At 46.0% G+C, this 15163-nt stretch carries 13 protein-coding genes and 1 tRNA gene; all 14 read right to left on the bottom strand.

What is annotated here, in order from left to right:
* Positions 1-141: GTP-binding protein (locus ACJHVI_RS06955; protein ID WP_483184006.1), on the bottom strand; the 141-nt coding region annotated here is incomplete at its 3' end.
* 20 nt (positions 142-161) lie between these two features.
* Complete coding sequence (fusA, locus tag ACJHVI_RS06950; protein ID WP_483184003.1) at positions 162-2258, bottom strand: elongation factor G; 2097 nt, start codon at positions 2256-2258, stop codon at positions 162-164.
* Between the two features lie 28 nt (positions 2259-2286).
* The gene (gene rpsG / locus ACJHVI_RS06945) at positions 2287-2757 is read right to left on the bottom strand and encodes a 30S ribosomal protein S7 (RefSeq protein WP_115218132.1); all 471 of its coding nucleotides are present in this window, start codon (positions 2755-2757) and stop codon (positions 2287-2289) included.
* Positions 2758-2775: 18 nt separating this feature from the next.
* Positions 2776-3150: a 30S ribosomal protein S12 gene (gene rpsL / locus ACJHVI_RS06940; protein ID WP_115218131.1), complete on the bottom strand. Its 375-nt coding sequence runs from the start codon at positions 3148-3150 to the stop codon at positions 2776-2778.
* A gap of 90 nt (positions 3151-3240) precedes the next feature.
* A complete protein-coding gene (rpoC, locus tag ACJHVI_RS06935; protein ID WP_483184001.1) occupies positions 3241-7434 on the bottom strand; it encodes a DNA-directed RNA polymerase subunit beta' in 4194 nt (1397 codons plus the stop codon).
* Positions 7435-7451: 17 nt separating this feature from the next.
* Complete coding sequence (gene rpoB, locus ACJHVI_RS06930; protein WP_483183999.1) at positions 7452-11534, bottom strand: DNA-directed RNA polymerase subunit beta; 4083 nt, start codon at positions 11532-11534, stop codon at positions 7452-7454.
* A 166-nt stretch (positions 11535-11700) separates the two neighbouring features.
* On the bottom strand, positions 11701-12069 hold the full coding sequence (gene rplL / locus ACJHVI_RS06925) for a 50S ribosomal protein L7/L12 (protein ID WP_115218128.1): 369 nt from the start codon (positions 12067-12069) through the stop codon (positions 11701-11703).
* Between the two features lie 42 nt (positions 12070-12111).
* Positions 12112-12615 carry a 50S ribosomal protein L10 gene (gene rplJ / locus ACJHVI_RS06920; RefSeq protein ID WP_483183998.1) on the bottom strand — a complete coding sequence of 168 codons (504 nt, stop codon included), beginning with the start codon at positions 12613-12615 and terminating at the stop codon, positions 12112-12114.
* A gap of 167 nt (positions 12616-12782) precedes the next feature.
* Complete coding sequence (gene rplA / locus ACJHVI_RS06915; RefSeq protein WP_483183996.1) at positions 12783-13478, bottom strand: 50S ribosomal protein L1; 696 nt, start codon at positions 13476-13478, stop codon at positions 12783-12785.
* 3 nt (positions 13479-13481) lie between these two features.
* Positions 13482-13910 carry a 50S ribosomal protein L11 gene (rplK, locus tag ACJHVI_RS06910; RefSeq protein WP_115218125.1) on the bottom strand — a complete coding sequence of 143 codons (429 nt, stop codon included), beginning with the start codon at positions 13908-13910 and terminating at the stop codon, positions 13482-13484.
* Positions 13911-13953: 43 nt separating this feature from the next.
* Complete coding sequence (gene nusG / locus ACJHVI_RS06905; protein ID WP_483183995.1) at positions 13954-14490, bottom strand: transcription termination/antitermination protein NusG; 537 nt, start codon at positions 14488-14490, stop codon at positions 13954-13956.
* Positions 14490-14861, bottom strand: a complete 372-nt coding sequence (gene secE / locus ACJHVI_RS06900) for a preprotein translocase subunit SecE (protein ID WP_483183994.1) — start codon at positions 14859-14861, stop codon at positions 14490-14492. The genes nusG and secE overlap by 1 nt, the downstream gene beginning before the upstream one ends.
* 20 nt (positions 14862-14881) lie before the next feature.
* A tRNA-Trp gene (locus ACJHVI_RS06895) sits at positions 14882-14957 on the bottom strand.
* 66 nt (positions 14958-15023) lie between these two features.
* Positions 15024-15163 (bottom strand): EF-Tu C-terminal domain-related protein (locus ACJHVI_RS06890; protein ID WP_483184005.1); only part of this gene is annotated, 140 nt, incomplete at its 5' end.

Below are 15163 nucleotides of genomic sequence, written 5' to 3'. Positions count from 1 at the left end.
GTAGGCTTTAAATTGCCCGCCAAAACGGTCTGCACCTACTTTGGTCAATGCCGCTGTCAGCGTCGTTTTACCATGGTCTACGTGACCGATCGTGCCCACGTTTACGTGGGGCTTCGTACGTTCAAATTTCTCTTTTGACATATTTTTTCTCCGTCAAGGAATTAAGATTTACTTTTAATGACTTCTTCAACGACGTTATTCGGCGCTTCATTATAGCAATCGAATTCCATCGAGTAATTTGCACGACCCTGACTCAATGAGCGCAGAGAAGTTGCATAACCAAACATATTTGCCAAAGGCACTTGAGCACGGATAATTTTGCCTGTTGACTCTTCATCCATACCTTGAATCAAACCGCGACGGCTGTTCAAATCTCCGATTACATCGCCCATATAATCTTCCGGGGTCGAGACTTCTACCTTCATCATCGGTTCAAGCAAGACAGGCTTAGCTTTACGAGCACCTTGTTTAAATCCTTCTGCAGCAGCAAGCTTAAATGCCATCTCAGATGAGTCAACCTCATGGTAAGAACCATCAAACAAAGTAACTTTAACATCTACTAATGGATAACCTGCCAAGACGCCATTTTGCATTTGCTCTTGAACACCCTTATCAACTGCCGGAATATATTCTTTAGGAACAACACCACCGACAATTGCCGAGACAAATTCATAACCGAAGCCCGGTTCTTGAGGTTCAATACGCAACCACACATGACCAAACTGACCGCGACCGCCTGATTGACGCACGAATTTACCCTCTTGCTCAACAGATTCGCGAATTGTTTCGCGATAAGCCACCTGAGGAGCGCCAACGTTTGCTTCAACTTTAAACTCACGCTTCATTCGGTCAACAATAATCTCAAGATGTAGTTCGCCCATACCGGAAATAATGGTCTGCCCTGTTTCTTCATCCGTATGCACACGGAATGAAGGATCTTCCTGTGCCAACTTACCTAAAGCCATACCCATTTTTTCTTGGTCAGCTTTTGTCTTAGGCTCAACCGCAACCGAAATAACAGGCTCGGGGAATTCCATGCGCTCTAAAATAATCGGCTTATTCACATCACATAAAGTCTCACCCGTGACCACATCTTTCAAACCGATACAAGCCGCAATATCCCCCGCCAAGACTTCTTTAATCTCTTCACGAGTATTAGCGTGCATTTGCACGATACGCCCGATACGCTCTTTTTTATTTTTTACAGAATTCAGAACAGTTGAACCGGCTTCTAAAACACCTGAATAGCAACGAATGAACGTTAACGTTCCAACAAAAGGATCGGTTGCAATCTTAAATGCCAAAGCAGAGAAAGGCGCATCATCACTTGATTCGCGCGAATCCGTTTCCTCTGTATTCGGGTCAACGCCTTGAATTGCCGGCACATCAACTGGACTTGGCAATAATTCAACTACCTTATCCAGCATTGCTTGCACGCCTTTATTTTTGAAAGACGAACCGCACACTACAGGAATAATTTCATTGGCAATCGTGCGTTCACGCAAACCGCGAACAATTTCTTCTTCGCTTAACTCGCCCTCTTCTAAATACTTATTCATCAACTCTTCATTTGCTTCCGCCGCTGCTTCTACCAATTGCTCACGCAATTTTGTCGCCTGCTCAAGGAGATCAGCAGGAACATCGGCATATTCAAATGATGTACCTTTATTATCTTCATTCCAGATGATTTCTTTCATCTTGATAAGATCAACAACACCCTTAAAGGTGTCTTCTGCACCTACAGGAATCTGTAAAGGCACTGGGTTAGCTTTCAAACGGTCGCGCATTTGCTCAACAACACGCAGGAAGTTTGCTCCGGTGCGATCCATTTTATTGACATAAGCAATACGCGGCACGCGGTATTTATTCGCTTGACGCCATACAGTTTCCGTTTGCGGCTGCACACCACCAACAGAACAAAGCACCAAACAAGCGCCGTCTAACACACGCAATGAACGCTCTACTTCAATGGTAAAGTCAACGTGCCCCGGGGTGTCAATAATATTGATACGGTGACGAGGGAATTGCTTTGCCATTCCTTCCCAGAAGCAAGTCGTTGCCGCAGAAGTAATCGTAATACCACGCTCCTGCTCCTGCTCCATCCAGTCCATTGTCGCCGCACCTTCGTGTACTTCGCCTAATTTATGCGAAACACCAGTATAGAAAAGGATACGCTCAGTAGTTGTTGTTTTACCTGCATCAATATGCGCCATGATACCTAGATTGCGGTATCGTTCAATTACGGTTTCACGTGCCACGTAAAATCTCCAAATTTAAAAGGTTGGATTACCAACGGAAGTGAGCAAAGGCTTTGTTTGCTTCTGCCATGCGGTGCGTATCATCACGCTTCTTAACGGCTGCGCCACGCTCTTCAATCGCTTCAACCAACTCGTGAGCCAAACGCTCTGCCATTGATTTTTCATTACGTTTACGAGCCGCATCAATCAACCAACGCATTGCCAATGCATTTTGACGCACCGGACGCACTTCAACTGGCACTTGATAAGTGGCACCGCCCACGCGGCGGGATTTTACCTCTACCGCTGGACGAACCTTCTCCAAAGCCTCTTCAAGCACATCTACCGGCTGCATTTGTTTTTTCTCGGCAGCAGCTTCTAATGCTTTGTAAACAACGCTTTCGGCAACCGATTTTTTACCGCTCACCATCAGCATGTTGACAAATTTAGCAACAACGATATTCCCGAATTTCGGATCGGGCAAAATGTGGCGCACAGGCGCACGTACTCTTCTTGACATGTTTTCTTTTCCTAGAAATTATGATTTAGGACGCTTGGTGCCGTATTTCGAACGACCTTGTTTGCGATCCTTAACACCTGCTGTATCCAATGCACCGCGCACGATGTGATAGCGCACACCCGGCAAATCTTTTACACGCCCGCCTCGAATAAGCACCAAGCTGTGCTCTTGTAGGTTATGACCTTCACCGCCGATATAGGCAGTTACTTCATACTTGTTAGTTAAACGCGTACGCGCAACCTTACGCATGGCCGAGTTAGGCTTTTTAGGTGTTGTAGTATAAACACGGGTACATACACCGCGTTTTTGAGGGCATCCCTGCAATGCAGGGACATTTGTTTTATCAACTTGCTTGACGCGCGGTTTGCGCACCAATTGGTTAATAGTTGCCATATTTTTTATTCTCCAAAGCGTTAATATCTTAAAAACAATTCGCTAAACCGCGTCAAAGGTGCGGGATAGTACTGTTATCTATTGCAAAAGTCAAGCATCCTCATGCCCGGCAACGTTTTCTGCAACAGTTTGCGCCGCTTCGTTTTGCTGCATCAGTTCTAATGATTGTTCAGCATAACGCAATTCTCGACGCTGTTGATGATAGGCCAACCCCGTACCTGCCGGTATCAGGCGACCCACAATCACATTCTCTTTCAGTCCGCGTAAATCGTCCGCTTGTCCGACCACGGCAGCTTCCGTCAATACGCGAGTGGTTTCTTGGAAAGAAGCCGCTGATACGAATGAATCCGTTGCCAAAGAGGCTTTGGTAATTCCCATCAGCACCGGTTCGTAACGCACCGGCAACTTGCCTTCTGCTAATAGTTTGTCATTCACTTCCAAGACGCGATTCAATTCCAATTGCTCGCCGGGAATCAAGCGAGATTCGCCCGCATCGACCACCAAAGCTTTACGCAACATTTGACGTACAATCACTTCAATATGTTTATCGTTGATTTTTACGCCCTGTAAGCGGTAAACATTTTGAATTTCACGAACGATATGCTCATTTAATTCATGCACGCCGCGCAAACGCAAAATATCTTGCGGATTCGGCTCGCCATCAGCAAGCACCTCGCCTTTTTTCACTTGCTCGCCTTCAAATACGTTTAAACGCCGCCATTTAGGAATCAATAATTCTAAAGACTCCCCTTCTTCGCCGTTGATAATCAAGCGCTGCTTGCCTTTGGTTTCTTTACCGAAAGCAACCGTTCCGGTCATTTCCGCCAAAATTGCCGGCTCTTTCGGTTTACGCGCTTCAAACAAATCTGCCACACGCGGCAAACCGCCCGTAATATCTGCCGATTTACCGGAAGCCTGCGGCATTCTCGCCAAAACATCGCCCACGCGAATTTCTGCACCGTCAAGCAAATTGACAATCGCACCCGCCGGTAAGAAATAGTTCACCGGAATTTCCGAGCCTGATTGCGTAATTGCCTTACCGTTTTCATCCAATAACTGAATCAAAGGACGCTTATCTTTCGCCGAGGTTGGGCGCTGCGAGTTTTCCATCACGGTTTGCACCGTCAAACCAGTATCAGCATCAGATGAGGTTTGTACTGTCACCCCCTCTTCAAAATCGAAGAAACTGACGCGCCCTGCCACTTCGGCAACAATCGGATGCGTATGCGGATCCCACATCGCTACCGTTTGCCCTTGTTTGACTTCATCGCCGTCAACGATATTCAAAATCGCACCGTAGGCCAGTTTATAGCGCTCGCGTTCATGACCGTTCTTATCGAGAATGGACAATTCTCCGGAACGCGATACCGCCACCAGTTTGCCTTCGCTGTTAGTAACGGTCTTAATATTAGACAGGCGCGCATGACCGTTGGTTTTCACTTCAATACTGCCGACCGCCGCTGAACTTTGTGCAGCACCACCAATATGGAAAGTACGCATGGTTAACTGCGTTCCGGGTTCGCCGATTGATTGCGCCGCAATTACGCCTACAGCCTCGCCGACATTCACTTGATGTCCGCGCGCCAAATCACGACCGTAACATTGTGCGCATACGCCGTGACGCGATTGACAGGTAATAACCGAACGCACTTTAACGCGATCAACACCGGCTTTTTCCAAAACTTGAATTTCAGCTTCTTCCAGCAACTGTCCGGCTTGCAGAACAATGTCGCCATTGCCGTCGCTGACCGGCTCTGCCAATACCCGACCCAATACGCGCTCTGATAATGAGACGACCACATCGCCGCCTTCTACCACCGCTTGAATCTCAATACCTTCGCTCGTACCGCAATCTTTTTCCGTAATCACGACATCTTGCGCGACATCGACCAAACGACGTGTTAAATAACCGGAATTTGCCGTTTTCAAAGCGGTATCCGCCAAGCCCTTACGCGCACCATGCGTAGAGATAAAGTACTGCAATACGTTCAAACCTTCACGGAAATTCGCCGTGATCGGGGTTTCGATAATCGAACCGTCCGGCTTCGCCATCAAGCCGCGCATACCGGCCAACTGACGAATCTGTGCCGCAGAACCCCGCGCACCGGAATCCGCCATCATAAAGACTGAGTTGAAAGAATCCTGCTCAACCTCTTGTCCGTCATGTGTCGTTACTTTGTCTTTACCCAGTTGCTCCATCATTTTCTTAGCAACTTGGTCATTGGTGCGCGACCAAATATCGATGACTTTATTGTATTTCTCGCCGGCGGTTAATAGACCTGAAGAGAATTGCTCTTCAATTTCCTTAACTTCGCCTTCCGCTTTTGCCAAAATTTCCTGTTTCGCTTCCGGCACAACCATGTCCACGATACCGATTGAAGAACCGGAACGGGTCGCATAGCGGTAACCTGTGTACATCAGTTGGTCAGCCAAAATAACCGTATCTTTCAAACCTAATTGGCGATAGCATTGGTTAATCAAAGCAGAAATGGCTTTTTTCTTCATCGGCTTGTCAATATGGGCAAAACCCAGACCCGCTGGCAGAATTTGCGATAGCAAAGCACGGCCAACCGTTGTTTTGACACGCACCGGCGCCGTATCCGCCGTATCGCCGTCGGCATAAACTTTCAAGCGCACTTCGATAATCGCCTGCAAATCCACCAATCCGCTTTGATACGCACGCTCGACTTCCGCCACATCGGCAAAACGCATCCCTTCGCCTTTGGCATTGATGCGCTCACGCGTCATATAGTAAAGCCCCAATACCATATCTTGCGAAGGCACGATAATCGGCTCACCGTTTGCCGGCGACAAGATGTTATTTGAACTCATCATCAATGCGCGCGCTTCCAATTGCGCTTCTAAAGACAAAGGCACATGCACCGCCATTTGGTCACCGTCAAAGTCGGCGTTAAATGCCGAGCAAGCCAAAGGATGCAATTGAATCGCCTTACCTTCAATCAGCACCGGTTCAAAAGCCTGAATACCCAAACGGTGCAAAGTCGGTGCGCGGTTAAGCATCACAGGGTGTTCGCTAATCACATATTCCAGCGCATCCCAAACCTGCGGCTCATCGCGCTCTACCATCAATTTTGCCGCCTTAATCGTCGGCGCATGTCCGTTTAAAATCAATTGATGGAAAATAAAAGGTTTAAACAACTCTAATGCCATGCGCTTCGGCAAACCGCATTGATGCAGACGCAGGGTCGGACCAACCACGATGACAGAACGTCCGGAATAATCAACCCGCTTACCTAACAAGTTTTGACGGAAACGACCCTGCTTACCCTTAATCATATCGGCTAAGGATTTCAAAGGACGTTTATTAGAGCCGGTTACGGTACGACCGCGACGGCCATTATCCAATAAGGAATCCACCGCTTCTTGCAGCATGCGCTTTTCATTGCGCACGATAATATCCGGCGCAAACAGCTCCAATAGACGCTTCAAGCGGTTATTACGGTTAATAACGCGACGGTATAAATCGTTCAAATCCGAAGTAGCGAAACGACCGGAATCCAATGCCACCAATGGACGCAAATCCGGCGGCAACACAGGTAGCGCCTCTAAAATCATCCACTCCGGTTTATTGCCCGATTGCAGCAGGGAATCCATGAGTTTCAAGCGTTTTAACAAACGCTTGCTTTTGGTTTCGGAATTCGTCGCTTCCAGCTGCTCGCGGATATCCTGAATTTCAGCCGCCAAGTCCATATGTTTAAGAATGTATTGAATCGCTTCAGCACCCATCATTGCTTTGAATTCATTACCATATTCGGCAACCGCCTGATGATAGGCTTCTTCATTTAAGAGCTGATTTTTTTCCAAAGGCGTCATGCCCGGATCAAGCACAATGAAAGACTCAAAATACAAGACCCGTTCGATTTCGCGCAAGGTCAAATCCAGTAACAAACCAATACGCGAGGGCAAGGATTTTAAAAACCAAATATGGGCGACAGGCGTTGCCAAATCAATATGCCCCATGCGCTCACGGCGCACAGAGGCTTTGGTCACTTCAACACCGCAACGCTCACAAACCACGCCGCGATGTTTCAAACGTTTGTATTTACCGCATAAGCACTCATAATCCTTCATCGGACCAAAAATTTTCGCGCAAAACAAACCGTCACGCTCCGGCTTGAAGGTACGGTAGTTAATGGTTTCGGGTTTTTTTACCTCGCCGTAAGACCAAGAACGAATCACATCAGGCGATGCCAATCCAATACGGATTTGATCAAAATCTTCCGCCACATTCTGTGGCCCGTACATAGCAATAATTTCTTTCATTCCAACACCTTTGTGAATTATTCTTGAGCAAGGCCGATATCGATACCCAAAGCACGAATTTCTTTGGTAAGCACGTTAAAGGACTCCGGCAAGCCCGGATCGATACGCAAATCGCCATCGACAATGTTTTTATACATCTTCGTACGCCCTTCCACGTCATCAGATTTTACCGTCAGCATTTCTTGCAGGGTATAAGCCGCGCCATAAGCCTCTAATGCCCACACCTCCATTTCTCCGAAACGCTGACCGCCGAATTGCGCACGTCCACCTAAAGGCTGTTGCGTCACCAAGCTATAAGGACCGGTTGAACGGGCATGCATTTTGTCATCAACCAAATGGTGCAATTTGAGCATATACATGTAACCAACCGAGACATCACGGTCAAAGGCTTCGCCCGTACGACCGTCGTATAAACGCGTCTGTCCTGAGAGCGGCAAACCGGCAAGCTCTAACATTTTGCGCAGATCGGTTTCTTCTTTGGCGCCGTCAAAAACAGGCGTTGCCATCGGAATCCCTTCACGTAAATTCTGACATAAGACTAAGAAGTCTTCATCATTCAAACTCGCTAAATCCGTGGTAGCGCATTCCGGATTATGGTTATATACCGCATGCAAATATTCGCGCAATTCTTTAACGGATTTGCCCTCATCCATCAATTGCCCCAAGCGACGCCCCAAACCGCGCGCCGCCCAGCCCAAATGCAATTCGAGAACCTGTCCGATATTCATTCGAGAAGGTACGCCTAATGGGTTAAGCACAATATCTACCGGCGTGCCGTCTTCCATGTAAGGCATATCTTCTACCGGCACGACTAAAGAGACGACACCCTTATTACCATGGCGACCTGCCATTTTATCGCCCGGTTGCAAACGACGCTTGACTGCCAGATAGACTTTTACCATCTTCAATACACCGGGCGCCATATCATCGCCCTGTGCGAATTTGGCTTTTTTCTCTTCGTAGAAATCTTGCAATTCTTTGCGTTTATCGGCAAGCAATTGGTGCATGGCATCGAGTTGCTCATTAATATCCGCATCTTTCATGCGCAAATCAAACCATTGCTCAGACGCCACTTCGTCTAACAAAGCCTGATCCACTGCGGCACCGGCCTTACGTCCCGGCGCTTTTTTGATTTCTTGCCCCATCAGCAAACGCGCCACGCGGTCATAAATATCTTTTTCGAAAACACGCAACTGGTCTTTAATGTCTTGCGCAATCGACTCGATTTCCATCGCCTCGATTTCTTTGGCGCGCTCATCTTTTTCTACGCCGTCGCGGGTATAAACACGCACATCAATCACCGTACCGTCCATTCCGGTCGGTACACGCAAAGAACTGTCCTTTACATCAGAAGCTTTTTCGCCGAAAATTGCGCGCAGCAATTTTTCTTCCGGCGACTGGGAGCGTTCGCCTTTCGGCGTCACTTTACCGACCAGAATATCTCCGGCTTTCACTTCCGCACCGATATGCACGATACCCGTAGCATCCAATTTAGCTAAAGCGCTTTCTTTTACATTCGGAATATCGCTGGAAATTTCTTCAGGACCTAACTTCGTATCCCGTGCGACGCAAGTCAATTCTTCAATATGAATAGTCGTAAAGCGGTCTTCTTGCGAGACGCGTTCAGAAATTAAAATCGAGTCTTCATAGTTATAGCCGTTCCAAGGCATAAAGGCGACTAATACATTTTGCCCTAAAGCCAATTCGCCCATATCTGTGGACGGACCGTCAGCCAATACGTCGCCGCGCGCTACCACATCACCCGGGAAAACCAAAGGCTTTTGATTGATACAGGTATTTTGATTCGAGCGGGTATATTTGGTGAGATTATAAATATCTACCCCTAAGCCGCCCGCTTGTACTTCATCGTCGTTTACTTTGACGACAATCCGCGAAGAATCGACAGAATCAATCACACCGCCGCGCTCTGCACGCACCAATACACCAGAATCTTTCGCCACCACGCGTTCCATGCCTGTTCCGACTAAAGGCTTATCCGCTCGTAAAGTCGGCACCGCTTGACGTTGCATGTTTGAACCCATCAAAGCGCGGTTCGCATCATCATGCTCAAGGAATGGAATCAAAGAAGCCGCTACCGAAACAATCTGCTTCGGCGATACGTCCATGAACTGCACGCGTTCGGCAGGCATTAAGGTAAATTCGTTTTCAAAACGCGTCGAAATCAAATCGTCAACAAATTCGCCCTTTTCATTTAATTGCGCATTCGCCTGCGCAATAACAAAATTCGCCTCGTCAATTGCCGACAAATAAACGATTTCCTCAGTTACTTTGCCGTCAATCACTTTGCGGTAAGGGGTTTCTAAGAAGCCATATTCATTAGTCTTTGCATATACCGCCAATGAATTGATCAAACCGATATTCGGGCCTTCAGGCGTTTCAATCGGACACAAACGACCGTAATGCGTCGGATGCACGTCGCGCACCTCAAAACCGGCACGTTCACGCGTCAAACCGCCCGGGCCTAAAGCTGAAATCCGCCGTTTATGCGTAACTTCAGATAAAGGATTGTTTTGATCCATAAATTGCGAAAGCTGCGAAGAACCGAAGAACTCTTTAATAGCCGCCGCAACGGGTTTCGCATTAATCAAATCTTTGGGCGTCCAACCTTCGGATTCCGCCTGATTCAAACGCTCGCGCACAGAACGCTCTAAACGCACCAAACCGACGCGGAAAGCATTTTCTGCCATTTCCCCGACACAGCGGATACGGCGATTTCCCAAATGATCGATATCATCCGTGTTGCCGAAACCGTCTTTTATCGCGATTAATTTTTTTACTACATCAACAATATCTTCGCGCGATAAAACGCCTGCACCTTCTACTTCTTTGCGCCCTAAACCGCGATTGAACTTCATCCGCCCGACGCGAGATAAATCATAGCGCGTTTCATCGAAGAATAATCCTTCAAACAAAGTATCTGCCGCATCTTTAATCGGCGGCTCGCCGGGACGCATCATGCGATAAATTTCGGCACGCGCCTCTAACTCCGTTGTCGTTTCATCGGTACGCAGCGTATCAGCCAAATAACCGCCGCGCCCATGTTCATTGATAAACAAAGTATCAAATGATTTGACGCCCAATTCAAAGAAGCGCTGCAAATGCTCAATCGTTAATTCACTATTGGCAGGCAGAATTAATTCGCCGCTCTCTTTATCAATTAAATCTTGCGCCAGAATGCGACCAATCATAAATTCGGCAGGAACCTCTTGTTTTTTAACTCCAGCCGCCTCTAACTGACGGATATAACGAGAAGAAATTTTCTTACCTGCGCTAACTAAGACTTCGCCATTGGCAACAATATCAAACTGAGCCACTTCTCCGCGGAATTCTTCCGGCTCGAATTGCATCTCGATTTTGCCGTCTTTGGTAATGGTAAAATGCTGTTTATCAAAAAACATATCCAGCATTTGCTGGTTATCATAGCCCAAAGCACGTAATAAAATCGTCACCGGCAATTTACGCCGACGGTCAATACGGCAATAAATCAGATCCTTAGCATCAAATTCAAAATCCAACCACGAGCCGCGATACGGAATAATGCGCGCATTAAATAATAATTTGCCGGAACTATGCCCTTGACCATTATCATCACCGAAAAACACCCCCGGAGAGCGGTGCAATTGAGAAACCACCACTCTTTCAGTACCGTTGATGACAAATGTGCCATTATCCGTCATTAAAGGCATTTCGCCCATATAAACCGATTCAGACTCAATCACTTGCTTTAATTTTTTCTTAGTGCTGTTTTTATCATAAATCGCCAAACGTAAACGGGCGCGCAGTGGACTGGCATAAGTCACTCCCCGCAATTGACACTCCCGCACATCAAATTCAGGTTTACCGAGGTCATAACCGATAAACATCAATTCAACCATTTCATTATGACTTTTTATAGGGAAAATTGAATTGAAAGCTTCTTGCAAACCTTTATTCTCACGACGATCTGAAGCAACATGCTGTTGCAAGAAATCGTTATAAGAATCCAGCTGCATAGAAAGCAAATAAGGCGTTTCTAAAACGGCTGGACGCTTGCTGAAGTTTTTACGGATACGTTTTTTTTCGGTAAACGAATAGGTCATAATCAAGCAACCTCGGCATTAGAATGTGCATATTGCACGGAAATAAATGGAAAAATCATCATTGCTATAAAGACTTGTTTAATCCCTATAGCAATTAGGATTTTTGAAGACAAGAAAGAGTACCGATACTTTCGTATCAGTACTCCATAAAGAAACAACAGGGCAATTATTTTAGCTCCGCTTTCGCTCCAGCTTCTTCCAATTGTTTCTTCATTTTTTCAGCTTCATCTTTAGAAGCTGCTTCTTTGATAGTTGAAGGCGCACCGTCAACCGCAGCTTTCGCTTCTTTCAGACCTAAGCCGGTCAATTCACGCACAACTTTGATGACTGACACCTTGTTAGCACCGGCATCAGTTAAAATCACGTCAAATTCAGTTTTCTCTTCTGCGGCAGGAGCAGCATCGGCAGCAGCAGGAGCAGCAGCAACAGCAGCAGTAACGCCAAATTTCTCTTCCATCGCAGAAATCAAGTCAACAATTTCCATTACGCTCATTTCAGAAATTGCATTTAAAATATCTTCTTTAGAGATAGCCATGTTAAAAATTCCTTAAGTAAAATTCAAAAAACAGTAATAAAATTAAGCCGCTTCTTTGGCTTGACGAACAGCGTCAATAGTACGGGCCAATTTCGCAACAGGTGCAAGCATGCAAGACATAAGCATAGAAATACCTTCGTCTTTAGTCGGCAATTTAGCAACTTTCTCATAGTCACTACCGGGCAATAACTCACCTGAAATACTGACAAACTTAACAATATCTTTGCTAATTTTGTCATTTTCTTTCAGGAAATCACGCCACAAACGCGCCGCTGCACCCGGAAACTCCATTGAAAAAGCTAAAATCAATGGACCAACTAATTTTTCATCAACACATTTAAATTCTGTGTCGGCTAATGCACGGCGTGCCAAACTGTTTTTTACAACACGCAAATATACGCCGTTTTCACGCGCACGAGAATGTAATTGCGTCAGATGCGCCACTGTTAATCCGTGGTACTCTGTTGCGACAAGCGAATACGCTTTACTTGCAACATCAGCAACTTCTGCAACAACTTCTTGTTTGCCGGTTAAATTTAATCCCATTCCATACTCCTTATGGTCGGATTAGATTGTCCACCGCTTTTCGCGGGCCTTTGGCATGGCCATCTTAATTTGACGCCACTACCATCTATGCAGGAAATTAAGCCGTAGCACCTGCAGTCTTTGACGATAGCTGCATACGCAGCCATCCAAAGAATCTTTGATTATTGTTAAGCGCTCAAACCGCTAATTTCTATTTGCAAACCAGGTCCCATCGTTGTAGAGAGATAAGCCTTTTGCAGATAAACACCTTTTGCTGTTGCAGGACGCAATTTGCTAATTTCAGCAACCAGAGATTTCAAGTTCTCTTCCAATTTAGCTGTTTCAAAGTCCGCTTTACCGATAATCGCATGCACTACGCCGCCTTTATCCGCACGAAAACGCACTTGACCTGCTTTGGCATTTAATACTGCTGTTTTTACATCAGCTGTTACCGTACCTACTTTTGGATTTGGCATTAAGCCTCTTGGACCTAAAATTTGACCTAACTGTCCAACAACAGCCATCGCAGCCGGTTCGGCAATAACGACATCAAAATCGCTACGCCCGCCTTTGATTTCATCTGCCAATTCAGCCATACCAACAATATCCGCACCGGCAGCTTGAGCAGCTTCTGCATTCGCACCTTGTGCAAATACAGCCACACGCACACTCTTACCGGTACCATTAGGCAATACAGCTGCGCCGCGCACTACCTGATCTGATTTACGCGGATCAATGCCTAATTGAATCGCCACATCCACAGATTCGACAAACTTAACAGCGGAAAGCGATTTTAATAAATCTAATGCCTCAGCAACATTATAGATTTTGCCGGCAGCAACTTTTTCACGGATAGCTAAATTACGCTTAGTCTTCTTTGCCATTGTTTAGCCCTCCACCTTCAAGCCCATTGAACGGGCGCTTCCCGCCAATGTACGAACACCTGCTTCCACATCCGCAGCAGTTAAATCCGCCTTTTTGATTTCAACAATTTCTTCTAATTGTTTGCGCGTAATCGTGCCTACTTTTTCAGTATTAGGGCGTGCGCTTCCGGATTTGATGCCCGCAGCTTTTTTCAACAAATATGCAGCCGGAGGCGTTTTCTTAACAAAAGTAAAACTACGGTCACTATATACTGTGATCACAACAGGTATCGGCATACCCGCTTCTAAAGACTGAGTTTCTGCATTAAATGCTTTACAGAACTCCATAATATTCACACCATGCTGACCTAATGCCGGACCAACAGGAGGACTTGGATTTGCTTTACCTGCAGGAATCTGCAATTTGATATATCCGCTAATTTTCTTAGCCATTTATAAAACTCCTAAATGGGTATAACGCCTTTCAGCTTCCCAATTAAATGATTTTCTCTACTTGAGTAAACTCAAGCTCGACCGGGGTGGAACGACCAAAAATCATGACAGACACCTGCATACGGCTTTTATCATAATTCACTTCTTCAACCGTTCCGGTAAAATCAGCAAAAGGCCCGTCAATAATCCGCAACTCTTCGCCAATTTCAAATAAGGTTTTCGGACGAGGCTTCTCGACCCCCTCCTGCATTTTGCGCATAATCGCATCAACTTCCGCCTGCGTAATCGGCGCAGGTTTTTCATGCGTTCCGCCAACAAAACCGGACATCCTAGGAATGGAATTGACTAAATGCCATGTATCATTATTCATTTCCATTTCAACTAAAACATAACCCGGGAAAAATTTGCGTTGAGACACACGCTTTTTATTCTCTTTGACCTCAACCACTTCTTCTGTCGGGATCAAAATTTGCCCAAAGCTATCTTGCATACCTTCGCGCTCAATAACTTCCTGCAACTGTCTTTTGACGTATTGCTCAAATTGCGAATACGACTGTAGCACATACCACTGTTTTGCCATCACAACACCAATTGAACAATTAACGTTAAAATCCAATCTATAATACTTAATACGATTGCAAAAACTGTCACAATCGCCAAAACCATCGCAGTGGTTTTAATTAATTCGTCTTTATTCGGCCAAAAAACTTTATTCATTTCTATCCGAGCACCTCGGATGAGACTAATCATTTTGTGCCAATAGATTGTTTGAGTGAGTGCAGCAGCTGCCAAGACTGTTCCAACAACAGCAACCGCCAATCGCAGATACCAAGCCTTACTTGCTAAAAACAAAGAACCTGCTAGATAGAATCCGCCTAAAAACAAAACAATCGCTAAAACCGTAAACAAGCCGGATAGCGGTTTTTTTACAACTGCAATTTCTGTTGACATAAAGGATTCTCTGGGAAACATGGCAGGCGAGGAGGGATTCGAACCCCCAACCGACGGTTTTGGAAACCGCAACTCTGCCAATTGAGCTACTCGCCTATTTAACTAATGAAGAGGCGGGATTTTATCCCCGCCTTGTATTTTTGTCAAGTATCGTAAGAAAAATTACTCAATAATTTTCGCTACAACACCGGCACCAACTGTACGTCCACCTTCGCGAATCGCAAAACGCAAACCTTCGTCCATCGCAATCGGATGAATCAGTTGAACTTCGATTTTTACGTTATCTCCAGGCATGACCATTT

It is taken from the genome of Suttonella sp. (assembly GCF_056855035.1).
Note: the sequence above shows the minus strand (reverse complement) of the source record. Positions and strands in the feature narration are given on the sequence as shown.

Bases quoted from the DNA above. Each gene is read 5' to 3' on its own strand.
- rpsG (WP_115218132.1), bottom strand. From the start codon at position 2,757: ATGTCAAGAAGAGTACGTGCGCCTGTGCGCCACATTTTGCCCGATCCG.
- rplK (WP_115218125.1), bottom strand. From the start codon at position 13,910: ATGGCTAAGAAAATTAGCGGATATATCAAATTGCAGATTCCTGCAGGT.
- nusG (WP_483183995.1), bottom strand. From the start codon at position 14,490: ATGGCAAAACAGTGGTATGTGCTACAGTCGTATTCGCAATTTGAGCAA.
- secE (WP_483183994.1), bottom strand. From the start codon at position 14,861: ATGTCAACAGAAATTGCAGTTGTAAAAAAACCGCTATCCGGCTTGTTT.
- rpoB (WP_483183999.1), bottom strand. From the start codon at position 11,534: ATGACCTATTCGTTTACCGAAAAAAAACGTATCCGTAAAAACTTCAGC.
- rplJ (WP_483183998.1), bottom strand. From the start codon at position 12,615: ATGGGATTAAATTTAACCGGCAAACAAGAAGTTGTTGCAGAAGTTGCT.
- rpoC (WP_483184001.1), bottom strand. From the start codon at position 7,434: ATGAAAGAAATTATTGCTATGTACGGGCCACAGAATGTGGCGGAAGAT.
- rplA (WP_483183996.1), bottom strand. From the start codon at position 13,478: ATGGCAAAGAAGACTAAGCGTAATTTAGCTATCCGTGAAAAAGTTGCT.
- rplL (WP_115218128.1), bottom strand. From the start codon at position 12,069: ATGGCTATCTCTAAAGAAGATATTTTAAATGCAATTTCTGAAATGAGC.
- rpsL (WP_115218131.1), bottom strand. From the start codon at position 3,150: ATGGCAACTATTAACCAATTGGTGCGCAAACCGCGCGTCAAGCAAGTT.